A 25,460-nucleotide genomic window follows, 5' to 3' on the forward strand; every position below is an offset into this window, starting at 1 on the left:
GTCAGTGAGGATGTCAAAAGTTTTGAGAGAACTCTGTAAAAAAGGTAATGATTCTTAGGACAAGATCTTCGAGAAACGCAACATTTAGACCAATGTTAGAAGTTTAACACTAGTTATCGAAGCAAACGTTTTCAATCCCTGGATGACACCACGATAATGAGTCTATGGGGTTGAGTGGGTTCAGTTTACAGCGCTCACCGACCCGGCGTTCTGGCTTGGTGCTATGCCCATTCCTCGATTGCGCGATTTTTTGGAACCAGCGGTGCAAGTCTCTATAAAAGAGACGCTCATTGGGCTGATGGCGCACTGTCAGCAGCAAGAGACCGGCGAGGCGATCGCCATCGATGAGCAGGGGTTGCCATTGGGTCGGCTGCAAATCAGCCGTATCCTGTCGCTCCTGCATCTAGACTTGCCCGCAGAGTTGGCTCCACCGCCAGACATGAGCCTGGAAGACCTGCTGATCGAACATCCTGCGCTGCTACAACCCGTGACGGTGCTGCCAGCCGATTGGGCGGTGACCGAGGGATGGCATTGGCTCCATGCCAGCGATCCGCCCTGGGTGCTGGTGGATGAGGCGGGCAAGGTGCTAGGCACAGTGGATGCGATCGCCTTTTGGCGACATTTTGCCGTGTTGCCCGCGCAGGTCGATGAGCAGTCTGCGTCTGCCTTTCCCGACTCTCTGACCGCTCCAGCATCGCAGTCCGACAAACCGCCGCCTCTGGATGCTTCCAGACTGCCCGCAGTTGGAACCGGCAAGGGCGCGGGCCATCGCCCCTGGCGAATTGCGGTTGGAACGGCCGTCTCGCCACCCTCAGGGCGACCCCGACACCCGGCTCCGCTTGCTCAGGGTGAAACATCGCTGGGGACGGGGCTGAGGGGGCTGGTCGAGGGGCTGCCTGTACCCATGCTCTTGTGGCAAGCGGATCGTGGAACAGTCGCCTGTAGCCAGGGCTGGCAGCAGGACATTGGTGAAGAACCGAGAGTGCTGGAGGCGATCGCCGCAATGGAGGCGGCCGGGGTTGCCCAGGTGGAGGTGCGGCTGCCGCCGTTTTGCCATCTTGGAGCAGGCCCATCTACGGGGCGATCGCCAAAACCCTCGGCAGCGTGGCAGACCCACAGCCCCGCCCATAGTCCCACCCATAGCCCTACTCAAAAAGCCCATACGCTGCACCAGCGAATCCCCAAAGAGCCAGCATCAACCCCTCCTAACCGCGTTTCTACCCTGCCACCCTCGCCTCGGCCGCGCCATCTTCATCCCCAGGATGTCCTTTCTGATAGCCCCGACGAGGAATATTTTCCTGATTGCGTCTGGCAACTCACCCGGTTCTCGTTGGGCAAAAGCAGCACGCCAGACCTCCACCCCCTCTGGCTGGTGATGGCTCAAGACGTAACCGAGCAGCACCAGATGGCGCGAGAGTTGGCCGCAAAAACCGCTGATCTGGCCCAGCTTAACCGCCTCAAGGACGAGTTCTTATCCTGCATTAGCCACGAGCTAAAAACCCCGCTGACCGCAGTGCTGGGTCTATCGAGCCTGCTTAAGGAGCAGCTAGTTGGGCCTCTGAACGATCGCCAGGCCCGCTATGCCCAACTGATTTATCAGAGCGGTCGCCACCTGACGCTGATTGTGAACGACATTCTAGATCTGACCCGGATCGAAACCGGGCAGCTTGAGCTAAATCTGGAGTCGGTCGAGATCGCTTCCCTCTGTCATCGGGCCTATGAGCAGGCCCGCCAGCTTCATCAGGAAGTCTCTGTGTCTGAAGCTGGAAAAGCCGCCGAGACGCTCGAAGAACCAGAATTTAGTCTGAGCATTCAGCCAGGGCTGAGCGAAATGACAGCGGATGACCTGCGGTTGCGGCAAATGCTGACCAACCTGCTCTCCAACGCGCTCAAGTTTACGCCGACGACGGGCAAAGTCGGGCTAGAGGTTGCCACCTGGGATGACTGGGTGGCTTTTACTGTCTGGGATACGGGCATTGGCATCGCGGCGGACAAGCAGCACCTCATCTTCCAAAAATTTCAGCAGCTTGAAAATCCCTTAACGCGGCGGTTTGAAGGCACAGGGCTGGGATTGGTGCTGACGCAGCGTATTGCCCGACTGCACGGTGGCGACATCACCTTTCTCTCTGAGGAAGGAAAGGGCAGTCGCTTTACGGTGCTGCTGCCCAAAGATTTGCAGCCCTGTCCGACCAAGCTGCCGCTTCACGCATCCCGAAAACTTCAGCAGCGGCTTGTGCTGGTGGCCGAGTCGGGCACGGCCCGAATTGAGGTTTTGGATGCTGGTTTGCGCCAGTTGGGCTATCGGGTGGCGATCGCCCGCAGCGGCACCGAAGCCCTGGAAAAAGTGCGGCGGCTCCAGCCTGCGCTGGTGATTTTGAACCCGAATCTGCCGCTGCTGTCGGGCTGGGACGTGCTAACGCTGCTCAAGGCCGGCATCGACACTCGCGCCACGCCCGTCATCTGGAGCGGCAGCACGGAGGAAAAACCGAGGGCGATCGCCTACGGGGCCAGCGCTTGCCTGAGTTACCCCATCCACCCTGAGTCTCTTCGCAAGAGCATTCTGGAAGCCACCCAGACACCGGATGAGTGGTCGCCGATTCCTGCCAATCGCCTGACTGTGCTGCATCTGCGTCTGTCACCCCAGGCGCTCGCTGCCGATGGCCCCAGCGTGTCGGAGCTACTGCACAGCTACCCCTACCGGGTGGTGGAGGTGAGTGATCTCGACCAGGCAGATTTGCTGGCGCGGGTCTGGAAGCCCCATGTGGTTGTGCTAGAAGGCAGCCTGCCCGATCCCACGGACTATTTCAACCATCTCTATGAACATACGGTGCTGAGTACCGTGCCGATGATTACCCTCACCCCGGAAACGACCCAATCTGCCAACCGCGTGCCAGGGCTGACGGTGTTTCCCTGTCTGGCACCGCTGACCCCCGTCGATGCGTTTGGCGCGGTCGAAGAATCGGCGCTGTTTCAGGTCATTCAGGTGGCAAGCGGGCGTGGGTGAGTCTTGGAGTTCGGTTCTCGAAGGCATCTCACTCGTCCATCCTGTGGTTTTCTGTCACGTTTTCTAGTGCCTGCCTATGCTCCTGTTCCACATTACGACTCAACCCCAATGGCAGCGGGCCCAGGCGTTGGGCGAATATCGGGCCCCCAGTTTGGACGCAGAGGGCTTTATGCACTGCTCCACCGCAGCGCAAATTAACTGGGTGGCGAATACTTTCTTTGTGGGGCAGACGGAGTTGGTGCTGCTGTGGATTGAGGGCGATCGCCTCCAGTCTCCGCTTCAGTATGACGAGGTAGCGGGCGTGCCCGTTGACCGCCACTTTCCCCACGTCTACGGCCCGCTAAATTTGGATGCCGTGGTGCGTGTGGAGCCGCTGCAACCCAGCGCAGACGGATCATTTGCGATCGCCCTTGCGCTTCAATAGTACGTTTCGTGCTGGATTCTGTTTAGTGCCTATTAGTGCCTATTAGTGCCTATTAGTGCTTAATCTATAAATTTGGGATCTGGCAGCAAATCGGCAGAAACAGATCGCAACTGCTCGATGGGCGCGGGCGCTTTGATCAACTGCTGGGCGATCGCCTCTAACGCAAGACTGAGCGGATGGTCGGGATAGGTCGAGTAAAACAGCCCACTGCTGCCCAGCGCTAGCATTTCATTTACCATCGGCAACACGCCAATCAGGGCCTTGCCATAGCTATGCTCCAACTTGCGCCAGACTTCCCCCAGCCCATAGGCAGGCGGCACCTGGTTAGCCAATAGCCAGACTTGAGGGACTTCCAGCGTGTGGGCAATGTCCATCCGCACGGCCAGGTTTTGAAACTCGGTCGCATCCAGCCCCAGCACCAAAACGACTGCATCGGACATTGCCATCCAGAGCATTGTGCCTTCGTCCAGTTCGGGGTAGGTGTCGATGAGCAGGAACTCTAGCTCCAGTCGCTCTGCCACGGTGCGGAGGCCCTGCCCCAGAGGGTCGGGATCATAGCCCTGCTGAAGACACCGCTGCACATCTCGCACCCGCAGGTCGGGCGGCACTAGGCACAGATCGCCCCCCAGCAGCAGCACGGTGCCTCGGCCTATGGGAATCGCAGTATCTGAAAAGGGTAGCGGGCGATCGCCCGATGCAGAATCGCTCGTCCAGTTGCTCCACACGTCCTGATTAATTGCAACATCGTCCAACGCAGCCGTTCGACCAAACAGGGCATGAATTCCCGGCGCAGCGCCATCAGCATCCAGAACGCCCACACGGTAGCCCTGGGTGGCAATGCAAGCTGCCAAATTTGCCGTCAGATTGGTTCTGCCGACCCCGTGGCGACAGGACTGGAGTGAAATCAACGTGGGCATGGAGGCAAAACCCCGTTTTTTCATCAGTATGACGAAGATTGATAGGAATAGAACTCATTCCTGCCGGATCGACCGAGTTTCTGCTTCAGGTGCTAAGCACTGCCTCCGCCTGATTTTGTAGCAGCAGACCATATTCCAGCCCCTCCACCACCGCCTGATAAGACGCTTCGATGATGTTGGTAGACACGCCCACGGTCGTCCAGCGCTGGTGGCCATTGCTCGACTCTACCAGCACACGGGTTTTGGCCGAAGTTCCCGCGCCGCCATCGAGAATTCGCACTTTGTAATCCGTCAGGTGGAATTGGGCGATCGCCGGATAAACATTTACCAGCGCCTTCCGCAGGGCTGCATCCAGCGCCGACACAGGGCCATTGCCCTCAGCCGCCTCCAGATAGTCTTTACCGTGAATGCGAACCTTAATCGTCGCCAGCGCGTAGGAGCTACCATTGTTCATCTCCGGAGCCATATCGCATCGCACCTGAAAACCCTGTAGCTCAAAGAATTGCTGCCGCTGCCCCAGCGCCTCCCGCATTAGTAGCTCAAAGCTGGCCTCCGCCGCCTCAAACTGATACCCTTCGTTTTCCAGCGTTTTCAAGTGCTGCAAAATATGGCGACAGGTGGGGTCGTCTTTTTCTAGCTCAATCCCGAAGCTGCGGGCCTTGGCCAGCACATTGCTCAGTCCTGCTTGGTCAGAAATCACAATGCGGCGGCGGTTGCCTACCTGCTCTGGGCGGATGTGTTCGTAGGTCAGCGGGTTGCGCTCTACGGCGCTGACGTGGATGCCGCCCTTGTGGGCAAAGGCAGAGAGTCCCACAAACGGCGCGTGATCATCTGGGGCCAGGTTCACAATTTCGCTAATCAGACGGCTGGTATCAGTCAGCTTAGCGAGTTGCTCCTCGTGGACGCAGGTATAGCCCAGCTTTAGCTGAAGATTGGGGATTAGCGTACATAAGTTGGCATTGCCGCAGCGCTCGCCGTAGCCGTTGATCGTGCCCTGCACCATGCGTGCGCCCTCGCCCACAGCCGCCAGAGCGTTGGCCACTGCCGTGCCAGAGTCATTGTGGGTATGGATGCCGATTTGCGGGGCAGGGCGATCGGGGTCGAGCGGGTGGCTAGCCCGGTGATTGACAATATATTTTGAAACAGCGCGGGTAATCGTGGCCACATCTTGGGGCAGCGTGCCGCCGTTGGTGTCACAGAGGACGAGCCATTCTGCCCCTCCGGCGATCGCCGCGCCCAGTGTTTCCAGCGCATAGTCAGGATTTTGCCGATACCCGTCAAACCAATGCTCTGCATCATAGATCACGCGCCGCCCCTGGCTGCGGAAATAGCTCAGCGTATCGCGGATCATCTCCAGGTTTTCGTCCAGTGTCGTCTTCAGTCCCTCGACGACGTGCAGATCCCACGACTTGCCAAACACCGTCACCCAGCGCGTCCCCGCCGACAAAATCGGTTGCAGCATCGGGTCTTCGGCCGCGGTGCGCCCCGGTCGGCGAGTAGAACAGAAGGCCACAATTTCCGCCTGAGACAGCGGTTCTTCCTTGATTTGCCAGAAAAACTGCACGTCTTTGGGATTGGCTCCCGGCCAGCCGCCTTCGATAAAGGGAATGCCCATCTGGTCAAGCTGGTGGGCGATTCGCAGCTTGTCTTCTAGGGAAAGCGACAGCCCTTCTCGCTGGGCGCCGTCGCGCAGGGTGGTGTCGTAGATCCAGATGGGTTCGGCAGTGGTCATCGAGAAGTTCGGGGTTAGAGGTCAGGAATTAGGCGTTGGGAGAGATAAACCTTACATTTCCCAAAGGCTTGAAAAGATTTTTCAAAAGACTCTCTTGGGGAGGTGAATGCAAGTTAAAAAGGAATGTTAGAGTTCAGATGGACAGATGTATTCCAGTATTCGTGTATTCGGCTGATTTTGCAGATTTTCAGTTCCTTAGACCTCAATCGTTGAGGTGCCATCGCATCGCTCCAACCAGAGTTCTCTCTGATTTCTGTCTGTCATTTTTCTGTCTATCATTGCCTCCCAGTGCCCAGCCTATGCTACCCGTCCAGGCTCCCGGAAAAACGCTGTTTAAGTGCGGAGAGAGAACCCATCTCTGTCAAATCCTATTACAGCAGGGGATTGACCTGCTTAACAATTGGTTCAACTTGATCACGAGTTTAATCAACCGTTGCGAGCCAGGCTGTTGCGGCACTTGTGCTGGGCAGACAGACGGAACAGGGCAAATCTGCAACTGTCCGGGGCAGATGAGTCTGTCGCTGTTTTCCCATTCTCCCACGAAGGATTTGCAGTTAGCGTACCAGATTCGAGAGTTGGGCGGTTTGCGAGTCGGGGATGACAGATTTTGGATGGCGATCGCCCCTTTGGATATCGCCCCTTTGGATACCGCCCCTTTGCATATTAGAGGGCGCGTCCGAGGGGATAGTTCTGGGAGCAGGTTATGGTACTAACCGCTGAGTTTCTCGGATTCATCATTGCCTTCCTCATCCTGGGTGCCCTGGTCAACATCTTGGCCAAAGACTGGTATCGCTATCTGGGGTTTGGGCTGCTGGTGTTTTTTGCGCTGACGATTTTCCAGACCCGCTGGCCCATCTCGTTTACGCCACCATCCCTGCGTCCAACGCGAGACCAGCCTCCTGCGGCTCAGGCTCCTGCTAACCTGCCCTCAACCCGGACTCGGGTCAATCCCCAAACCGTTCCTCAGGCTACCAATCAGCCTCCCAGCCGCAGCACCCAGGATACGGGCGGTCCGATCTACGGCGATGGTCCGATCTACGGCGATGGCCCCATCTACGACGGCGTGGGGGGGCCATCTGGGGGCTATTACTACGACGGAACCTACTATTACGACGACGGCCGCGGCCCGGTTCGAGCGCTGTGGTGATTCGACAAAATTGAGGCTGACGTAATGCCGCAAGCTATCGAAAGCCAGTCGTCCGGCATAGACTTGAGAAAGCGAGATAGGAACGCAGCACAATTATGTCGAGTATGTCGAGTGAAATCTAGAGGGGGCTAACTGCATGAATACAATCTCTATCGTGGGTTTCATTCTCATCATCTTGGTGTTGGGTGCCCTGATCAACACGCTGGCAACTGGAGCGGTGCGGCTGATTGCGTTTGCAGTGCTGGGGGTGATTGCCACATTATTATTGTCCAATGCGGTTAGGAATCCCTCTGCTACGCTGTCTTTGCCCAGGCTTCCCAATATCTTTCGCACCAGTCAGCAGACTCAGCCCGCTCCCAGCCCTGCTGCGGTTGGGGGTGAAGCCACAACCCCTGCTGGAGAAACCCCCGTCCAGCAGGCTCCTGCCTCAGTCGGCGGTGAGGCCAGCTTCTCGCCTGATCCTGGCAGCTTTCCACAACCAGACTCGACCTTTCAGCCCCAACCTGCCCCAGCCGCGCCAGCGCAGACACCTGTAAGGGGTCTATGGTAGGGTAGTGGACTGTTTTATCCCTTCCCTCTGCTGTGGATATGAACTCGGCCTCTGATGTGCTGATTATTGGCGGCGGTGCCATTGGGCTGGCGATCGCCGTAGAGTTAAGACTGCGTGGTATGTCGGTGGTGCTGCTGAGCCGCGACTTTAAGCAAGCCGCTAGCCATGCCGCCGCCGGGATGCTAGCTCCCTACGCCGAGCATCTCGACGGGCCGATGCTCGATCTGTGTTTGCAAAGCCGCGCCCTCTATCCCGACTGGACGCAAAAACTCGAAGACTTGACCGGACAATCCACAGGCTACTGGCCCTGTGGCATTTTGTCCCTAGAACTCGCCATTGAGGGTTCGTCCCCACGCCAACGCGCCCATCTGCCCTCTCCTCATTCCTCCCCTTATCTCGACACTGCGGCCATCCACCTGGCTCAGCCGGGGCTGGGCGATCGCGTCGTGGGCGGCTGGTGGTATGCGGAAGATGGGCAGGTAGACAATCGGGCGCTAACGCTGACGCTGCGGCTGGCGGCGGAGTCGCTGGGGGTAGAGTTGCACGAAGGCGTGGAGGTGCTGGGGCTAGAGCAGCGCGGGGAGCAGGTGGTCGGCGTGCAAACGAGTGCGGGACTGTGGCGATCGCCCCACTATGTCCTGGCGACGGGAGCCTGGAGCCGGGCCCTGCTACCCGTGCCCGTGCAGCCGCGCAAAGGGCAGATGTTTTCGGTTGCGGTTCCCCCCAGTGCAATGGCCAGCGCAACGGCCGAACTGCCACTCCAGCAGGTGCTATATGCGCCCGGAGCCTATATTGTGCCCCGGCGGGATGGGCGGATTGTGGTGGGGGCAACCAGCGAACCCGTCGGCTTTATGCCTGGAAACACGCCTGCGGGGTTGAGGGATCTGCTGGCAGGGGCGATCGCCGTCTATCCTGCCCTCCAGCACTTCCCGATTCAAGAAACCTGGTGGGGCTTTCGGCCCGCAACGCCAGACGAGATGCCTATCCTCGGCCCTGGCCCCTGCGATAACCTCACCCTCGCCGTTGGGCACTACCGCAACGGCATTTTGCTCACGCCGATGACTGCCCGCCTGATTGCCGACTGGGTGTGTCATCAGCAGGCTGACCCGCTGCTGGCTGCCTTCTCTTGGCGGCGATTTCAAGCGGTCGCTGGCTCGCTGTCTGCTCCAGTTCCCCAGCCATCTGCCTCCCAAGCCTCTCCCCCATCCTCAAATTCCGCTGCCATGATCCAAGCTGCCATGCCTGCTGACCCGATTTCCGCCGAAGCTCCCCTTTCGCCTGCGGCAACGCCTGACCCAAAGCCGCTGATCATTGCCGGACGAGAGTTTCGGTCGCGGTTAATGACGGGTACAGGCAAATACGCCAATTTCGACCTGATGCGCCGCAGCATTGCCGCCAGCGGCAGCGAAATCGTGACAGTGGCGGTGCGCCGCGTGCAGACCAACGCGCCAGGGCATGAAGGCTTGGGCGAGGCGCTGGACTGGAAAACGCTGTGGATGTTGCCCAATACCGCAGGCTGCAAGACGGCAGAAGAGGCAATCCGCGTCGCCCGCTTGGGGCGCGAAATGGCTAAGCTGCTGGGGCAGGAGGACAATCATTTTGTGAAGCTGGAAGTGATTCCCGATGCCAAATATCTGCTGCCTGACCCGATTGGCACGCTCCAGGCGGCGGAGCAGTTGGTGAAGGAAGGCTTTGCTGTGTTGCCCTATATCAACGCTGACCCGCTGCTGGCCAAGCGCCTAGAAGAGGTGGGCTGCGCGACGGTGATGCCGCTGGGTTCCCCGATTGGCTCTGGTCAGGGTATTCGCAACGCTGCGAACATTCAAATCATCATCGAAAATGCCAGCGTGCCTGTTGTCGTGGACGCAGGAATTGGTGCGCCCAGCGAGGCCGCTCAGGCGATGGAAATGGGGGCCGATGCGCTGTTGATCAATACGGCGATCGCCCAGGCGCAAGATCCCGTCCTCATGGGTCATGCAATGGGCTTGGCGACCCAAGCCGGCCGTCTAGCCTATCTCTCGGGCCGCATCCCGGTGAAAAGCTACGCCAGCGCAAGCTCGCCGCTGACGGGCACAGTGACCGGGTGACGAGGTGATCGGGTAACGAGGAACAGAGTCGGGCAACGCTCTTGATTCCTAACCCCCAAGCCCCCCAGTCTGCTCTCGCCCAATTAGCTCTGGCAAGCGGCCGGTTCCGGGAAGCGACTTGGCATCCGTCGTGGCCATGTGTCCGGTGTAGAATGCGCCACCTTCGATGTCAATCGCGCCAGCCGTCACGTCGCCTTCCAGGCGGGCGGTTTTGCTAACCGATAGCTTGCCATCCACCATGAGACGCGCCTTGACCACACCGTGAATAATCAGGTTGCGGGCGCGAATTTCCAGCCCTTCGACCAAGCCGGTGTGCGACACTTCCATATCACCCAGAACTTCCACATTGCCGTGGACAATGCCATCAACCCGCAGGTTGCCTTCCAGGTGAATATCGCCATTGACCTCGCACTTTTCACCCAGATAGGTCAACGAGCCTGATGAAACCGCTGGCTTGCGTGCAAAAAACATCTTTCAATACCCCCCAAACTGAGTTGCGTTGGCCCTCTACTTCTGCACGAAATAAATTGACTCCTCTAGGCAGAATTCTACAGCAGACCCAGCTTTGCACTATCAAAGCAGATACGTTTGGCTGATTGAGAAAGTCAACATGACATCCAGAGATACCCGAAGAACCCCTGACGCGGTGGTTTAAGACGTAGATGCGCTGCTTCCAGCTAAATCCTACTCCAGATAGTCTTTGGGGTCGATGGGCTGATTGTTGTAATACACCCCGTAGTGCAGGTGGGGGCCACTGGAGCGTCCGGTGCTGCCTAGATACCCCACGAGGCGATCGCGCTTGATTTTCTCCCCCGCCTCGACCTCAACCTTGGTCATATGGGCATAGAGCGTACGATAACCATAGCCATGATCGACAATGACGTGGTAGCCGTAGCCGCCCTGCGACCAGCCCGCTGTTACCACGCGCCCCGGAGCCGTTGCATGAATCGGCGTGCCGTAGGCTGCGGTAAAGTCCATCCCCTGGTGTAGCTCGTAGCCGCCGCCAAAGGGGTTGCGTCGTAGCCCAAACTCAGAAGAAATCTCTACGCCCCGCCCTTTTAGCGGAACTCCCTTGGGGCGTGCGTCTTCGCGGATTAGCGTTTTTTCCAGCGCAGGCTGCACCCGCTGCTGTAATTTTTGGAGCAACCCAGGAATTTGTGCCTGGGCCGCTTGCAGCATCAATTCTGGCGGCACGGCTTGCGAGAGTCCACCCTGGAAGTTGCTGCTCTCAGACTGCCGAACGGGGGGACGGAGGGGGCGATCGCCTGCCGACTCAGCCTCAGCAGTCCCAGAATCGTCTTCCATGCCGGCCCGCTGCTGCAAGTCGCCAATCTGCGCCTCCAGCACCTCGACTTGCTCTAGGATTTCCTTTGCCTGCTCTGCCAGGGCCGAGTTTTCCTCCGTAAGAGAGTGATTTCGCTGGGTGTAGTTGTAAAAAACTTTGCCAACTCCGACGATGGGGATCGCTGCAACCACGGCCAGAGTCGTCAGCACAGCGGCAGGACGAAAGGTGATTGTGAGGGGCGATCGCCCGGTGCAGGCGATCATCAGCGTGTAGCGTTTGGGGATACGTGGGTTCATGGAAGCTCGAACAAACAACTCCGCTTTAAATTCTTAAAACAGAATTAAGAAGCACTGAAACAAGACCTGAGAATACCAACAAAAAGACAATCCCGCAACGGGGATCGCCAAATTACAAGCTTTTCAGCCCCAAAATGGTAACGTTTGAAATCTACAAAAACGCCATAAAAATTGGGATGGAAGAGCAAACTCCTCCATCCCAATCTGATGAATTCAAACTCAGCAATGCTGAACTAGCAGAGCTGAATTGAAACAAACCCTAGCTGTTGATTGCCGGAGCCGTCAGTGCCACAGGCACCGCCTCACCGGAAGCCAAATCGAGCGGGAAGTTGTGAGCGTTGCGCTCGTGCATCACTTCCATACCCAGGTTGGCGCGATTCAGGATGTCTGCCCAGGTGTTCACCACACGACCCTGAGAGTCAATGATCGACTGGTTGAAGTTGAACCCGTTCAGGTTGAACGCCATCGTGCTGATGCCCAGCGCCGTGAACCAGATGCCGATCACAGGCCATGCACCCAGGAAGAAGTGCAGCGAACGGCTGTTGTTGAAGCTGGCGTATTGGAAGATCAACCGACCAAAGTAGCCGTGGGCGGCGACGATGTTGTAGGTTTCTTCCTCTTGTCCGAACTTGTAGCCGTAGTTCTGCGATTCAACCTCGGTGGTCTCACGCACCAAGCTGGAGGTCACCAAGGAACCGTGCATGGCGGAGAACAGGGAGCCGCCGAATACGCCTGCTACGCCCAGCATGTGGAAGGGGTGCATCAGGATGTTGTGCTCTGCTTGGAACACGAACATGAAGTTGAAGGTGCCGCTGATGCCCAAGGGCATACCGTCGGAGAAGGAGCCTTGTCCGATGGGGTAGATCAGGAACACCGAGGTGGCAGCAGCCAGAGGTGCGCTATAGGCCACGCAGATCCAGGGGCGCATCCCCAGGCGGTAGCTCAGCTCCCACTGACGACCCATATAGGCAAAGATGCCGATCAGGAAGTGGAAGACGACGAGCTGGTAAGGGCCGCCGTTGTACAGCCACTCATCCAAAGAAGCAGCTTCCCAGATGGGATACAGGTGCAGACCGATGGCGTTGCTGGAGGGCACCACAGCACCGGTGATGATGTTGTTGCCGTACAGCAGGGAGCCAGAAACAGGCTCACGGATGCCGTCGATGTCCACGGGGGGAGCAGCGATGAAGGCGATGATGAAGCAGGTGGTTGCGGTGAGCAGCGTGGGAATCATCAGCACGCCGAACCAGCCCACGTACAGGCGGTTGTTGGTGCTGGTGACCCAAGCGCAAAACCGCTCCCAAGCCGAGGCGCTATCGCGCCGCTGAATGGTTGTAGTCATAATAAATGCGATCGAATTGCGAATGGATAAATGAGACGGGTTAGTATAAAACCTTCCCGTTCTTTGCATAATAGTTACATTGAGTCAATCTAGCCAAGGTTCTTTACATTTATTTGTATGTTGAAAGGCTCCGATTTTCTTTAGAATTGCCTCAATTTGGGGGGCGGAATTTGAAATAAGGGTGGAGACAAAGATTCCAGCTTTTTCTAAACAGCAATGGGCGACTTTGTATCAGAATGTAAAGCGAGCGATCGCCCCTTGATTTATTTCAATTTGTAAACAGGCCGAATTGTAAACCAGCAGGTATCCACACGCTGGGTTGAGCAATCCCTAAACCCATTGCAACCGATGCTGCATATAGCCAAAGCCCACTGGCAGGCGATTCGCGCCCATGCCGAACAAACCTACCCGCAAGAATGCTGTGGGCTGCTGCTAGGACAGACGGCATCGACAGGCGATGAAACGATTCGGACGGTGGTGGAACTGTGGGCGGCGGAAAACGCCTGGAATGCTGAAGCCACCGCGCTCATTTCAGAACTGCTGAATCGCCCTCAAATAAATCACAGCAAGGGCGATCGCTACTGGATTGATCCCCAAGAAATGCTCGCCGCGATGAAATATGGGCGCGATCGCCAGCTCGACATTATCGGCGTGTATCACTCCCATCCCGACCATCCCGCTGTGCCCTCAGAATGCGACCGGGCGATCGCCTGGCCACACTATTCCTATATCATCGTGTCTGTTTCCCAAGGCAGTGCCCAAGATTTACTATCCTGGAACTTGGATCAAGACCATACCTTTCAGGCAGAACCCCTCATCTGTTCTGAATAATTGTGATGCCAAGATGAAGTGTGGCGGGATGTTGGAAGGTTGGGAGTATTGGAGTCGTAATCTGGTGGAAAGATTCTAACGAATCGATGGAATCAGTTTTAAGCAGAAATGGATATGAGGAAGGCAAACTCAAACGCTCCCTCATCCCGTCTGATTCATCACTCCGTTACCCCAAAACCTTAATATCCTGTTCTAACTCCTAACCCCTAAAACCTGATACCTAAACCCCTATGCTCAATCCCAATCTGGACGAGATCCAGTTAACCAAAGACGACTACGAACGATATTCCAGACACCTGATCCTGCCGGAGGTCGGTGTAGAGGGGCAAAAGCGGCTGAAGGCGGCCAGCGTCCTCTGTATTGGCACGGGCGGGCTGGGTTCCCCGTTGCTGCTGTACCTGGCGGCGGCGGGTATTGGCCGCATCGGCATTGTCGATTTTGACGTAGTGGATCATTCCAACCTGCAACGACAGGTGATTCACGGCACCTCCTGGGTCGGCAAGCCCAAGATCCAGTCCGCCAAGAACCGGATTTTGGAAATCAACCCCTACTGCCAGGTGGATCTTTACGAAACCCGCCTCAGTTCCGAGAATGCGCTGAGCATTATGGAACCCTACGACATTGTGGTAGACGGCACCGACAACTTCCCGACCCGCTATCTGGTGAATGATGCCTGCGTGCTGTCGGGCAAGCCCAATGTCTACGGCTCTATCTTCCGGTTTGAAGGGCAAGCCACCGTGTTTAACTACGAAGATGGGCCCAACTACCGTGACCTCTATCCCGAACCGCCGCCACCAGGACTGGTTCCCTCCTGCGCCGAGGGTGGCGTGCTGGGCATTCTCCCTGGCATTATTGGCGTGATCCAGGCGACGGAAACAGTGAAGATTATTCTGGGGCAGGGGCAAACCCTGAACGGGCGGCTGCTGCTGTTCAACGCGCTTAACATGACCTTCCGAGAGCTAAAGCTGCGCCCCAATCCAGAGCGTCCGGTGATTGAGAAACTGATCGACTACGAAGAGTTTTGTGGAATTCCCCAGGCCAAAGCAATGGAAGCACAGCAACAGTCTGAAATGCAGGAAATGACCGTGACTGAGCTAAAGCAACTGCTCGACAGCGGTGCGGATGGCTACGTGGTGATTGATGTTCGCAATCCCAATGAATACGAAATTGCCAGAATTCCCGGTACGACGCTGATTCCGCTGCCGGAAATCGAAAACGGCGACGGCGTGGCCAAGGTGCAAGAGTTGCTGAACGGGCACAAGCTGATTGCCCACTGCAAGATGGGCGGGCGCTCGGCCAAGGCGCTGGCGATTTTAAAAGAGCGGGCCGGGATCGACGGCATCAATGTGAAGGGCGGCATTACGGCCTGGAGCCGCGAGGTTGATCCCTCCGTGCCGGAGTATTAGAGTCCGAATTTGAGGCAGTGTTGCTGTCTGGACTGCTGGCAAACACTGCCTCTCTGAGCGAGTTTCACTTCCTAAATTCGATCTCGAGGGCTTTTGATCTCTGTTGATCTCTTTGGTCTCCCTGTCTCTTTGGTCTCCCTGTAGATGTTTCAGCATCCTGTGGCTAGCAATGCCCAGCTTGATTCAGAAGATCCCCTACAGGCAAGCGCCCTCCTCCTGCTGGATGACTTCCTGTCGCCCAGTTGTATCGTCCAAGCTAGGTAGACCACTTTACTCAATCTAGGTGAGGTGTCTGCCCTGTTCCAGCGATTATTCTAAGAAGCATAGAGGTTAACTCTCAGTTGCCTGATGACAGGCACCTCTTGTTTGAGAAACGGGGCTAAGGGGGCTTGCCCCGTTTTTCCTTTTTAAACCTGTCTACAGCATTTTTGAAGCTAGTGAGGCACACGGATGGTCAATAAGCCCTCGCCTCGTGAGGGCAGCTTGTGCCTCACCCTGCAAGAAAATGCTGTATAAACTTAAACCTGGATATATTTAGCGATAAGAAGTTACCAACACTTCGGTAATCTTGCCCCGGCGGCGGGCGTTCGAGTTGATCGAGCGGGCAGCGGTGATGGTGTGCGTTGGAAAGTCGGCGTAGAGGTCGCGGATAAACTCGCAGTCTGAGTTAGATAGCATCGCCTTGACCCCGCGCCGCGCCAGTTCGGCAAACACATCCCGCAGGCGAATCTGGTCATCTCGGTTGAAGGCATAGCGGTTATAGGATGTAAAACGGCTGGTGGCGCTGATGGGGTAGTAGGGCGGGTCAAGATAGACAAAATCCTGTGGCGTGCGGGCGTGTTCTAGCACCATCTCAAATGGATGGGCAAATAGCTCGGTGTGGCGGAGGGCGATCGCCGCTGCTTGCAGCAAATCCACATGGCAAATCTTGGGGTTTTTGTAGCGCCCCATCGGCACATTGAACTGACCCCGCGAGTTTTCTCGGTACAGCCCGTTAAAGCACGTCCGGTTTAGGTAAATCAGCCGTGCCGCCCGCTCCACATCCGTCTTCCCTGGATTGCTCCGCACCCAATAGTAATAGTCCTGACCGTGATGAAGCTGGTGTTCTTCCAGCAGCACTATCACATCCATCACGCGATCGCGCACACAGCGATAGACATTCACCAACTCATCGTTGATATCCATCAACACCGACCGCGCCGGTTGCAGCCGAAAAAAAATCGCGCCGCCCCCCAAAAACGGCTCGTGATAGGTTTCAAACGAATTGGGAAAGTAGGGGAGATATTGCGAGATCAGTTGTCCCTTGCCCCCGGCCCACTTGAGAAAGGGACGCGGCAAGAGAGTGGGCGGAACGCTAGTAACCAAGGAACTATCCGGGGAGACGGTGCGGGTACAGATGAAATTACCCATTAGAATAGATGACGAGAAAAATTTCGGCGCATTTTCTTATTTGCAAATCCAATGCAGGACTTTTTTACAAACGTTTCTCGTTACCCCCGCTATTTAATTAGCTTTTCGCTGGGCGTGCTGTACACGTTCGTCAAGCCGCTGCTGCCGCTGTTTCAAAGGCCCACGACGGCGATCGCCACTTCTCTCCTCCTCCTCTCTGGCTTTGCCTTCATCGCCTTCACCCTCCGCGCTATGCTGGAGCTTTAGGGATTCAGCCGTTCGGTGTCGGGCGCTAGGTCGCAATCACCGGATACCTCCTGATTCCTGCTCCCTGAACTCTGATTCCTTGGCAACCCTATGGCAACCGATCGGCGGGTTTCCCGCGTCGCAGAATTAATTAAGCGCGAAGTGAGCCAACTCCTGATCTCTGGCATCAAGGACGATCGCGTTGGCGTAGGCATGGTCAGCGTCACTGAGGTTGATGTGTCGGGCGATTTGCAGCACGCCAAGATCTTCGTCAGCATCTACGGATCGGACGAGGCCCGCGCAGAGACGATGGCGGGGCTAAAGTCGGCCACGGGCTATGTCCGCAGCACGCTGGGTCAGCGGATTCGCCTGCGCCGCACGCCGGAAGTTGTGTTTGTGGAAGATCGCTCTATCGAGCGGGGCACTCAAGTTCTGTCGTTGCTCAACCGCCTCAGCGCCGAGCGCAAGCCAGAGTCTTTGGAAGCCCTCCAGTCGTCTGAGAGCCGGGCTGACTCAGACTCTTCCGACGAACCGGAAGATGAATTTGACGATGAACTCGATGACGAACTAGAGGATGAACTCGATAACGAGTTCGACGACGAACTGGACGATGAATTGGATGACGAGTTCGACGATGAATTGGACGACGAACTCGACGATGAACTCGATGACGAACTGGACGAGGATGAGGACGATTCCCTCATTCGCGCTGAGGATTAGCCCAATTTTTAGCCCGGTTTCATGACGACTCGCGCCCAGCTTCGTCCCCAGTGGGAAGACCTGTCGCTGCCGCAGCAGGTGGCGCAGATGGTGGTCGTGCGGGCCTCCGGCTACTGGTTTGACCATCAGATTCAGTATCCCGCCTGGGAGCCGCCTCTGGAAACACTGCGCTACTGGGTGGAGGATTTGGGCGTGGGTGGTGTGATCTTGCTGGGCGGCAGTGCGGCGGAGGTGGCCGGGCGATCGCACTGGCTCCAGTCCTTAGCAGAGTTGCCACTGCTGATTGCCGCCGATGTGGAAGAGGGTGTGGGGCAGCGATTTGCGGGAGCGACCTGGTTTCCGCCACCAATGGCGCTGGGTGAACTTGCCCAACGAGACTTGCCTGCGGCCCTGCGCGATGCCGAGGCGATGGGCGCGGCCCTAGCGCAGGAAGCCCTTGCCGTGGGCATCAACTGGGTGCTGGCTCCAGTGGTGGATGTGAACAACAACCCGGCGAATCCGGTGATCAACGTGCGGGCCTTTGGCGATACGCCAGAGATCGTCAGCAAGCTGGCCACCGCCTTCATTCGGGGCGCACAGCGGTTTCCCGTGCTGACCTGCGCCAAGCACTTTCCTGGCCACGGCGACACCGCCACCGACTCGCACCTGGATTTGCCCCTGATTCCCCACGGGCTGGCCCGGCTGGAGCAGATCGAATTTCCGCCGTTCCAGGCGGCGATCGCCCAGGGCGTGGATTCCGTCATGAGTGCCCACCTGCTGATTCCGGCGCTGGATGAGCAGTGGCCCGCCACGCTGTCGCGCCGCATTTTGACCGGGCACCTGCGCGATCGCCTAGGCTTTGATGGGCTGGTGTCTACCGATGCGCTGGTGATGGGGGCGATCGCCCACCACTACGGCCCCAACGAAGCTGCCGTGCTGGCGGTCGAAGCCGGAGCCGACATTTTGCTGATGCCTGCTGACCCCGAAGGCACAATTCGGGCCGTGTGCGATGCGGTTGCGTCGGGCCGCATTGCTCCAGAGCGAATTCAGGACTCCCTCGCCCGCATTCAGCAGGCCAAGAGCAAACTGCGTCCTAAGATGCCCACGGGCGGCACGTCCCACGCCTGGGAAAATCTGGCTCCGGCCGGGCTGGAGATCGAGCCGCTGCTGGCGCATCTGACCCAGCCGCAGACCCAGCGCCTCGCAGCCGACCTGCTGCAAGCGTCGATGCGGGTTCATTTGCCTGCCCTCTCTCGGTTGCAGGATCTGACCCTTGCCGAGCCGCGCCGCACGCTGATTGTGCTGGATGACGTGCTAGAGCGTGAGTTTCTGAACCGCACCGCTCCGGCGATCGCCCTCCCCAAACAGCGCGGCTTTCGAGTGGAAATCATCGATGAACACACGCCCAGCAGTTTGGTGGTTTCAGAGCCGTCGCCAATACCCACGCTGTTGCAACTGTTTGTGCGGGGCAATCCGTTTCGCGGCAGCGCCGGCCTGAGCCAGCTTGCAGCAGTGTGGTTTCGGCATTTGCGAGACACGGAGCAGTTGGCGGGGCTGGTGTTCTACGGCAGTCCGTATATCCTGGAGCAGTTTTTGCCACAGTTGCCCGCCGAGGTGCCCTATGTCTTCACCTATGGGCAGATGGCGCAGGCCCAGGCGATCGCCCTGCAAACCTTGCTGCCAGCGGATTGAACTCGTTACGCCCGCGTCCCGTAGCACAGCACCCGCCGTCTTACCCGATTGCGTTCCTGAGGATTTTGAATCAGCCCGGCCACCCGCAGCGCCTCTGCCTGACGAGCCAGTTGGGCATAGTGGATGGCGATCGCCTCGTAGGCACTGGCGCGATCGCGGTCGTCGTCTACAACTGTGCCGCCCTCGTTGCCAAAGGTGAAGGTGCGAATTTCGGGGTCGGGAATCGTGCGGGCGAGTTCTAGGGCGCGGGCCAGATGGGCGATCGCCTGCTGCGGCTGGCCGTCCTGGCGGGCCCGCTCCACCAAAGACAGCAGCAACCCAACGCGGATTTCGGGCGTGCGGCTGTGGTCGATAATCTTTAGCACCAGATCGGTGTGCCCGTCCCGCAGAGCAGCCTCGGCCACCGTTCCCAGCGACATCTCTCGACGGTCAGGGTCGGGCGTGGCCAGGGCAAGCTGCAAGGCCAGATCGAAATGGCGCAGGGCCACGGTTTGCTCCACTAGCGACCACAGGTAATAGCTGCTGGTCGAAAAGTCGTTGATTTCAACCGCGCTGCGCCGAACCAGGTCGATCATGGCGGTATCCACGGGCTGGCGGGCATTGGCGACTTCCAGCGCCACTGCCGCGGCCGCTTGCAGGCGATCGATCGGGGTCGTCAGCGCGGCGGCAGTGGTTCGCGCCTCGTCAAACAAGTCCGTGGCCGGGTCAATATTGCCCGTGAGCAGCAGTTGACGGGCGATCGCCGCCGTCAGCCGCACCTGTGTTAGCCCATCGGTTGGGTGAACCGCCTGTCGCAATTCCAGCGCCCGGTCTGCCTGGTTCGCGTTGACATAGGCCGTTGCCAGCGCCATCATAGCCTGGCTGCGAATCTCCAGATTTTCCGGCGCAATCTTCATCCATGCTTGGTCTGCGGCGGCTAGGGCTTGTTGCTCGGCAGCCCGCTGCACAATCAGCAAGAGAACAATATCGCGATCGCCCGCTAAAAATGGATCGGTCGGCGCAGTGGCGATGCGGATAGCGGGGTCATAGGCTGCAATGGCGATCGCCCAATCCACCAGGTAGCGAACCTGAAAGGCTTGCCAATCAGACGGAACCTGTCGCAGCGCGGCCTCCACCTGCTGCATTACGGCTTCTGCCTGGTCTGTCTGGCGTTTTGCCCAGAGTCGCAGCGCCAGGTTGGTCAGCACGCTCGATCGCTCCTCAGCACTCGTCATTTCCTGCGCTACCGCCAGTGCCGAGTCGATGCGAACGCCCGCGTAGATTTTGGCCACTATTCCTAGCGTAAATTCGCTACCATTGAGCGATTTTGCGACAGCCACGGCTTCCTGAAACAGCGCCTCGCCCTCGGCCCGGTTGCGAGCAGTGTAGGCACTGGCGACCTCTGCCAGGGCGATCGCCCTCGCGCTGGGGTCGGCAATGCCCCGCGCGGTGACCGCTGCGGACTCCCACTGGCTTTGCGTCAGTTGCATCCGCACAATCTCCAGCTTGGCCTGCCCCTGGGCATAGGGCACGTCGATAAGGCGCTGGGCGATTTGCTGTGCTAGGGTAATTTGCCCAGCCCTGGCATAGCTGGCCGCGACTTTGGCCAGGGCGCTGCTGCGGCGGGTGGGGTCTGGGTGAACGATTGCGCTGGCGTGACGGTTTGCCTGATTCAGCAGCGCGATCGCCCGGTCTACCTGACCGGCAGACACCGCTGTATCGGCAATCGGCACCAGCGCGTTGACCTTAAACTCGTCGCCTTGCACCGTCTGCACCGCCTGAGCCGCCAGTTCTAGGGTTGCGCTGGCCGCCTCCAACTGGTCGAGAGTCAGATAATCACGGGCGATCGCCAGCAGGATTTGCGATTTCAAAAAGCTGTAGCCTGCGCCCAGTGTCCGCGTTTCCCGCACGGCTTCTGCTAGCATGGGCAACACCAAACCAGGCTGGTCGCGCTCGTCAGCCTTTTGGATCAGGGTTCGCCAGGGATTGGAACCGTAGCCCTGCTCTTCGGTAATCAAACCCGCTAGCCGCAGCGCTTTTTGGGTTGCGGGCGGGCTGCCAGTCAACTTTAGTAGGGCAATCATCTGGTCGCTGGCGGCCTCTAGCCGTTCGGCTGCCAAATCTGCTTCCAGGCGGCGCATCCGGCTAAAAAGTTGGCGCTCGCTCTCCGCTTCTTGTTCTTGCTGGCAAAGCGGGACGGCAGTGTGGGCAGCCTGCGGCTGGGCCTGCGCTGGGGAGATAGCTATTCCGTGCCAATTTCCAAACACTAAAATCAACAAAAATCCGCTGGCTTTGAGCCTTCTAAAGGATTGAAAAAAGGGCAATTGCAGAGGGGTTGAATGATGACTTAGAATCGAAAGCTTACTCATAAAATTTCAAAGACATTCCCAAAACGTTTCCAAAGATATTGTCAGGCAAACGCTCAAGACATCCTGCTCCGAATCATTTTTTGAAACGTATTGGAATTTGTTTCCAATAGCGAATGACAGCGCTAAGTGGAGCCTTTTGCGCTGCTCCCTTTGCGCTGCTTTAGTGCAGGCTAGAAAACGCAACCTGGCAGAATTTAGAGATTCAGCAGCAAAGCCTGGGCTGTTTTCAGCAGTGCAGACTGGTTGTGATTTCCTAGTCTGCCCAGGGCTGGCTCAAACCTGCCAAGAGGTGCATCCCACTTTTGTAACCCTCACCCTAAATCCCTCTCCCAAAGCGGGAGAGGGACTTCCAATCCGGCTCCCCTTCTCCCTATTTTGGGAGAAGGGGCTGGGGGATGAGGGCAAACTTGCAGAACTGGGATGTGCCCTGCCAAGACAATAAAACACGCCTCATTTCTGGTATTCCAGAAAATGCTCACTTTTCCAGACGGGTCATAAAAAGGTCTGGAATTGTGGAATGAAATGCCACTCTTTAACAGGACTTAGAATTCATAAAATAGATTCTTTCTATGTGCCAGATTGTCAATTGTCTGGGTATGTCCTGGTCATTTTTCTACGCCTTTCTCAAGGTTTTTCGGAAGGTTTCTTACGCCCGAATTTGACCATCTTCGAGGTGGGCGATCGCATCTCCAAATTCCATCACGCGGGGGTCGTGCGTGGCGATCAGCACGGTGCTGCCTTGCTCTCGCGCCAGCCGACAGAGCAACTCCATGACCTTGCGCCCGTTGGCCGAATCCAGCGCCGAAGTCGGCTCATCGGCAATAATCAGGTCGGGGCGGCCCACCAGCGCCCGCGCCACGGCGACCCGCTGCTGCTGCCCGCCCGAAAGCTGCCGGGGCAGGACGTTTGCGCGGTTCTCTAGGCCGACGGCATTGAGGAGCGATCGCGCTTCGGTGCGGGCTTCTGGGCCGAAAATTCCCTTGAGATTTAGCGCCAGTTCTACATTTTCCAGCGCCGTCAGGCTACGAAGCAGGTTGTAATCCTGAAACACAATGCCGAGATGCCGATTGCGGAAGTGGGCCTGGGCGGCGCGGGGCAACTGGGTCAGATTGGTGCCCAGCAGTTCGACCTGCCCTGCGGTGGGCGAGAGCAGGCCGGCTACAACTTGCAGCAGTGTGGTTTTGCCTGCGCCCGCCGGGCCCATAATCAACTGCACAGAGCCACAGGGAACCTCCAAATTGATCTGCCGAAGCGCCTGGAACGGCTCGCCTTCGCTGTGAAACACCAGATCGATGTCGCGCAGGGCGATCGCCACTGGAGAGGTCGCCACCTGAGGCGTGGTCAGCGAAGGGGCGATCGCGGCACTGTCAGCCCTGAAGGATAGCGCTGACCCGGCAGCGGATTTGGCAAGTCGAAGCAGCATAACCCAGCTTTCCTCGTCGCAACTGAATCTGTCGTGAATAAACTGCCTAAATGCTCCTCACGCCCATATTCTCGCGAATTTACAAATTTCCAGATCTGGCTCGTAATGAATCGTTGGGAGCTTGCAAGCAGATTGTATGACCTGTTTTGTATTTTGTAGCTCGCGTTTGCGATTTGCGTTTGCGATTTGCGTTTGCAAGGAGTGGCTGCAATCATCGCCCCTATGTAGCTGCCCTAAAAAGTACCCGATGGGGGAAGTGTGCCTGTTGGGGGGAATCGATAGGCTGAGAAGGTACGGACTGTAGTTCCTTTGTGGTGAATTGTATTACATCTGGTTGCATTGAGAGCCGATCTTTTTGGCGCATTTTTTTGGCGCATTTTTTTGGTGCATTTATTTTTGAGAGGAATCCGACCCATGAAACGTGACTCTGGTGTGCGGTTCGGTGTGCAGCTCGGTGTGCGGTTTGGTGTCCGGCTCACCTACGCTGCTGCGGTTTTCATCAGTTTGCAAGGAGCGGCGATCGCCCGTCCGGTTCAGCTTGCTGCTCGGCTGGATTCAGCGCAAACGGTGCAGCGGTCTGACCTGATTCGTCCCATTATGCCCATCGACCGGATTGACCTGCCAAGAGATACCTCGCGGCGCTAAGAGATGGCGGGGGGTGGGGGTCGCTCACTCCAGCCCTCCAAATACTCCAGCAACCTTGATCAGACCTGTATCAGAATAGAAGCACTGGCTATACGGGCGATCGCACCTTGGCTTGGTCAGGATGCGTTCCCGCTTGCCATCTGTCTTCTACCTGCTGCTTTTCCCATGCCTTCTCTCAAGCCGCCCCGCTATCAGCCTGCCAACTCGCTCGAATCGCCGCGTTTTTCGGGGGTTCGCACCTTTGCCCGACTGCCCTACGTGCAAGATCCAGCGGATGTGGATGTGGCCATTGTCGGGCTGCCGTTCGATACGGGGGCGACGTTCAAGGTGGGGGCGCGGTTTGGGCCGGAGGCAGTGCGCGGCGCGTCGGCGCTGCTGCGGCCCTACAACCCTGAGCTAGACGTGATGGTGTTTGAAACACTGTCCTGTGTGGACTACGGTGATGCGCCCGTGGTGCCAGGGTTTATTGAAGATAGCCTGGGGGCGATCGCCCGCACGATCCAACCCCTCGCCCAAGCGGGCGTGGTGACGCTCAGCATTGGCGGCGATCACAGCGTGGCGCTGGGAGAACTGCGGGCGCTGGCTGCGGTTCATGGGCCGCTGGCGCTGGTGCATTTCGACGCGCATGGCGACTATTGGGACAGCTACTTTGGACACAAGTACACCCACGGCACGCCGTTTCGCCGCGCCGTCGAGGAAGGGCTAATCGTTCCCGAAGCGTCGGTACAACTGGGAATGCGCGGCCCGCTCTACGATTCCGACGACCTGGATGCGCCGCGCCGCGCTGGATTCACCGTGCTGACCACCACGCAGCTAATGCGCCACACGCCGGAGGAAATTGGGGCGCTGGTGCGGGAAAAGGTGGGCGATCGCAAGGCGTTTCTCTCCTTCGATGTGGATTTTTTTGACCCCGCCTTTGCGCCTGGTACAGGCACACCCGAAGTTGGGGGCCCCACCAGCTTTCAGGGACTTGGCTATCTGCGAGCCTGCACGGGACTCACCTGGGTCGGCGGCGACGTGGTAGAAGTGCTGCCGGCGATGGATCATTCCCAGGTGACGGCCCACCTCGGCGCACAAATCGGCTACGAGTTCCTGTCGCTGGTGGCGCTGTCGAAGCGCTAGTTTGCAGGATTGGGGGCTGGTGTTCAGCCCTTCGATGCTGACTTTAGGACTGCTGCTCTACCCTCACGGAGTCAATCTCGCACTCCGCCTGAGCCGCCAGATTGACGCTCGTTTCTACAAACCGTAGGCTACAAAGGGTAGCAGTATTGCTGCTGCTCTTTTGCAGTCTTTGAATTTAGCGCAGAATTTGGCGCAAGGGGAATTCATGGCAGACGCAAGAAATGTGCTGGGCACCAAGCTGGAGGTTTGCTCGATTTCGCCAATGACGGGTTTTTATCGGGATGGCTGTTGCAGCACGGGGGCGGGCGATTTTGGGGCGCATGTCGTGTGTGCTGAGGTGACGCAGGAATTTCTCGACTACACCAAAGCCAGGGGCAATGACCTGTGTACGCCTGTGCCCGCTTACGATTTTCCTGGTCTGAAACCGGGCGATCGCTGGTGTCTGTGTGCTTCTCGCTGGAAGGAAGCGCTGGATGCTGGCGTTGCGCCGCCCGTTGTGCTAGCTGCGACTCATGCTTCGGCGCTGGAGTATGTGTCGATGGCAGAGCTAGAACAACATGCGCTGGATTTGGCGGGGTGATAGGGCGTTTGGCCGATATCGATTTGCGATTTTGGATTTGCGATTTTAGATGGCCAGGCGAACCTCGTTGGCGCTTCTGGCAGTTTTACTCGTCGCGCCATTGGGGAGTTAGGATTAGGGGCGATCGCCCGCGCTCAAACCTGAAGCTTCTACAATGAAGTTTCACGAATCAGGTCAGAATGGTTAATCATTAAATACGTTAGAAAATGCGTTAGATCCGGGGTTGAAAGGGGTTGGAATATTAGAGTTAACCCTGCTCCATCCTGGCATTTCCTGACCTCCAGCATTCTGCTTC

At 57.7% G+C, this 25,460-nt stretch carries 20 protein-coding genes and 1 pseudogene; 13 read left to right on the forward strand and 8 right to left on the reverse strand.

What is annotated here, in order from left to right:
* Positions 1 to 223 precede the first annotated feature (223 nt).
* Both IGS16_RS20155 and IGS16_RS20160 read left to right on the forward strand, forming a co-directional pair.
* A complete protein-coding gene (locus tag IGS16_RS20155; RefSeq protein WP_297088542.1) occupies positions 224 to 3,004 on the forward strand; it encodes an ATP-binding protein in 2,781 nt (926 codons plus the stop codon).
* 76 nt (positions 3,005 to 3,080) lie between these two features.
* On the forward strand, positions 3,081 to 3,428 hold the full coding sequence (locus tag IGS16_RS20160; RefSeq protein WP_297088544.1) for a DUF952 domain-containing protein: 348 nt from the start codon (positions 3,081 to 3,083) through the stop codon (positions 3,426 to 3,428).
* Positions 3,429 to 3,487: 59 nt separating this feature from the next.
* Here the strand turns inward: IGS16_RS20160 and IGS16_RS20165 are convergent, their stop codons facing one another.
* Positions 3,488 to 4,345 carry a P-loop NTPase gene (locus IGS16_RS20165; RefSeq protein WP_297088546.1) on the reverse strand — a complete coding sequence of 286 codons (858 nt, stop codon included), beginning with the start codon at positions 4,343 to 4,345 and terminating at the stop codon, positions 3,488 to 3,490.
* An 85-nt stretch (positions 4,346 to 4,430) separates the two neighbouring features.
* Positions 4,431 to 6,077, reverse strand: coding sequence for a citramalate synthase (gene cimA, locus IGS16_RS20170; RefSeq protein ID WP_297088548.1), 1,647 nt, complete (start codon positions 6,075 to 6,077; stop codon positions 4,431 to 4,433).
* Between the two features lie 703 nt (positions 6,078 to 6,780).
* Here cimA and IGS16_RS20175 point away from each other — a divergent pair.
* From IGS16_RS20175 to thiO, 3 genes are all read left to right on the forward strand, one after another.
* Positions 6,781 to 7,224 carry a hypothetical protein gene (locus IGS16_RS20175; RefSeq protein WP_297088551.1) on the forward strand — a complete coding sequence of 148 codons (444 nt, stop codon included), beginning with the start codon at positions 6,781 to 6,783 and terminating at the stop codon, positions 7,222 to 7,224.
* 136 nt (positions 7,225 to 7,360) lie between these two features.
* Positions 7,361 to 7,774: a hypothetical protein gene (locus tag IGS16_RS20180; protein ID WP_297088552.1), complete on the forward strand. Its 414-nt coding sequence runs from the start codon at positions 7,361 to 7,363 to the stop codon at positions 7,772 to 7,774.
* 38 nt (positions 7,775 to 7,812) lie between these two features.
* Positions 7,813 to 9,861, forward strand: a complete 2,049-nt coding sequence (gene thiO / locus IGS16_RS22405; RefSeq protein WP_367185834.1) for a glycine oxidase ThiO — start codon at positions 7,813 to 7,815, stop codon at positions 9,859 to 9,861.
* Positions 9,862 to 9,909: 48 nt separating this feature from the next.
* Here the strand turns inward: thiO and IGS16_RS20195 are convergent, their stop codons facing one another.
* The 3 genes from IGS16_RS20195 to psbA all read right to left on the reverse strand — a co-directional run bounded on the left by IGS16_RS20195 (position 9,910) and on the right by psbA (position 12,784).
* Positions 9,910 to 10,332, reverse strand: a complete 423-nt coding sequence (locus IGS16_RS20195; protein ID WP_297088554.1) for a polymer-forming cytoskeletal protein — start codon at positions 10,330 to 10,332, stop codon at positions 9,910 to 9,912.
* Positions 10,333 to 10,545: 213 nt separating this feature from the next.
* The gene (locus tag IGS16_RS20200; RefSeq protein WP_297088556.1) at positions 10,546 to 11,442 is read right to left on the reverse strand and encodes a peptidoglycan DD-metalloendopeptidase family protein; all 897 of its coding nucleotides are present in this window, start codon (positions 11,440 to 11,442) and stop codon (positions 10,546 to 10,548) included.
* 259 nt (positions 11,443 to 11,701) lie between these two features.
* Entirely contained in the window at positions 11,702 to 12,784 is a 1,083-nt protein-coding gene (gene psbA / locus IGS16_RS20205; RefSeq protein ID WP_297088558.1) for a photosystem II q(b) protein, read from the reverse strand.
* 348 nt (positions 12,785 to 13,132) lie between these two features.
* On the opposite strand from psbA, the gene IGS16_RS20210 reads away from it, so the two are divergent.
* Both IGS16_RS20210 and moeB read left to right on the forward strand, forming a co-directional pair.
* Positions 13,133 to 13,615: a M67 family metallopeptidase gene (locus tag IGS16_RS20210; RefSeq protein ID WP_297088560.1), complete on the forward strand. Its 483-nt coding sequence runs from the start codon at positions 13,133 to 13,135 to the stop codon at positions 13,613 to 13,615.
* A gap of 230 nt (positions 13,616 to 13,845) precedes the next feature.
* Positions 13,846 to 15,021, forward strand: coding sequence for a molybdopterin-synthase adenylyltransferase MoeB (gene moeB, locus IGS16_RS20215; protein ID WP_297088562.1), 1,176 nt, complete (start codon positions 13,846 to 13,848; stop codon positions 15,019 to 15,021).
* Between the two features lie 534 nt (positions 15,022 to 15,555).
* Here moeB and IGS16_RS20220 read toward each other — a convergent pair.
* Positions 15,556 to 16,386, reverse strand: coding sequence for a DNA adenine methylase (locus tag IGS16_RS20220; protein ID WP_297088564.1), 831 nt, complete (start codon positions 16,384 to 16,386; stop codon positions 15,556 to 15,558).
* Between the two features lie 96 nt (positions 16,387 to 16,482).
* Here IGS16_RS20220 and IGS16_RS20225 point away from each other — a divergent pair, with 96 nt between their 5' ends.
* The 3 genes and pseudogenes from IGS16_RS20225 to IGS16_RS20235 all read left to right on the forward strand — a co-directional run bounded on the left by IGS16_RS20225 (position 16,483) and on the right by IGS16_RS20235 (position 19,047).
* A complete protein-coding gene (locus tag IGS16_RS20225) occupies positions 16,483 to 16,677 on the forward strand; it encodes a DUF751 family protein (protein WP_172354367.1) in 195 nt (64 codons plus the stop codon).
* Positions 16,678 to 16,767: 90 nt separating this feature from the next.
* Positions 16,768 to 17,136 (forward strand): annotated as a pseudogene (gene rbfA, locus IGS16_RS20230) (30S ribosome-binding factor RbfA); the annotation flags it as partial.
* A gap of 261 nt (positions 17,137 to 17,397) precedes the next feature.
* Positions 17,398 to 19,047 carry a glycoside hydrolase family 3 N-terminal domain-containing protein gene (locus IGS16_RS20235; RefSeq protein WP_297088566.1) on the forward strand — a complete coding sequence of 550 codons (1,650 nt, stop codon included), beginning with the start codon at positions 17,398 to 17,400 and terminating at the stop codon, positions 19,045 to 19,047.
* A gap of 5 nt (positions 19,048 to 19,052) precedes the next feature.
* Here IGS16_RS20235 and IGS16_RS20240 read toward each other — a convergent pair whose 3' ends face one another.
* Positions 19,053 to 21,167, reverse strand: coding sequence for a hypothetical protein (locus tag IGS16_RS20240; RefSeq protein WP_297088568.1), 2,115 nt, complete (start codon positions 21,165 to 21,167; stop codon positions 19,053 to 19,055).
* A gap of 874 nt (positions 21,168 to 22,041) precedes the next feature.
* Positions 22,042 to 22,818: an ABC transporter ATP-binding protein gene (locus IGS16_RS20245; protein WP_297088570.1), complete on the reverse strand. Its 777-nt coding sequence runs from the start codon at positions 22,816 to 22,818 to the stop codon at positions 22,042 to 22,044.
* Between the two features lie 414 nt (positions 22,819 to 23,232).
* On the opposite strand from IGS16_RS20245, the gene IGS16_RS20250 reads away from it, so the two are divergent.
* The 3 genes from IGS16_RS20250 to IGS16_RS20260 all read left to right on the forward strand — a co-directional run bounded on the left by IGS16_RS20250 (position 23,233) and on the right by IGS16_RS20260 (position 25,165).
* The gene (locus IGS16_RS20250) at positions 23,233 to 23,463 is read left to right on the forward strand and encodes a hypothetical protein (RefSeq protein WP_297088572.1); all 231 of its coding nucleotides are present in this window, start codon (positions 23,233 to 23,235) and stop codon (positions 23,461 to 23,463) included.
* 165 nt (positions 23,464 to 23,628) lie between these two features.
* Positions 23,629 to 24,585: an agmatinase gene (gene speB, locus IGS16_RS20255; protein WP_297088574.1), complete on the forward strand. Its 957-nt coding sequence runs from the start codon at positions 23,629 to 23,631 to the stop codon at positions 24,583 to 24,585.
* A gap of 205 nt (positions 24,586 to 24,790) precedes the next feature.
* Positions 24,791 to 25,165, forward strand: a complete 375-nt coding sequence (locus tag IGS16_RS20260) for a DUF2237 domain-containing protein (RefSeq protein WP_297088576.1) — start codon at positions 24,791 to 24,793, stop codon at positions 25,163 to 25,165.
* The last annotated feature ends 295 nt before the right edge of the window (positions 25,166 to 25,460 follow it).

Source organism: Thermoleptolyngbya sp. C42_A2020_037 (genome assembly GCF_015272455.1).
GTDB lineage: Bacteria > Cyanobacteriota > Cyanobacteriia > Elainellales > Elainellaceae > Thermoleptolyngbya.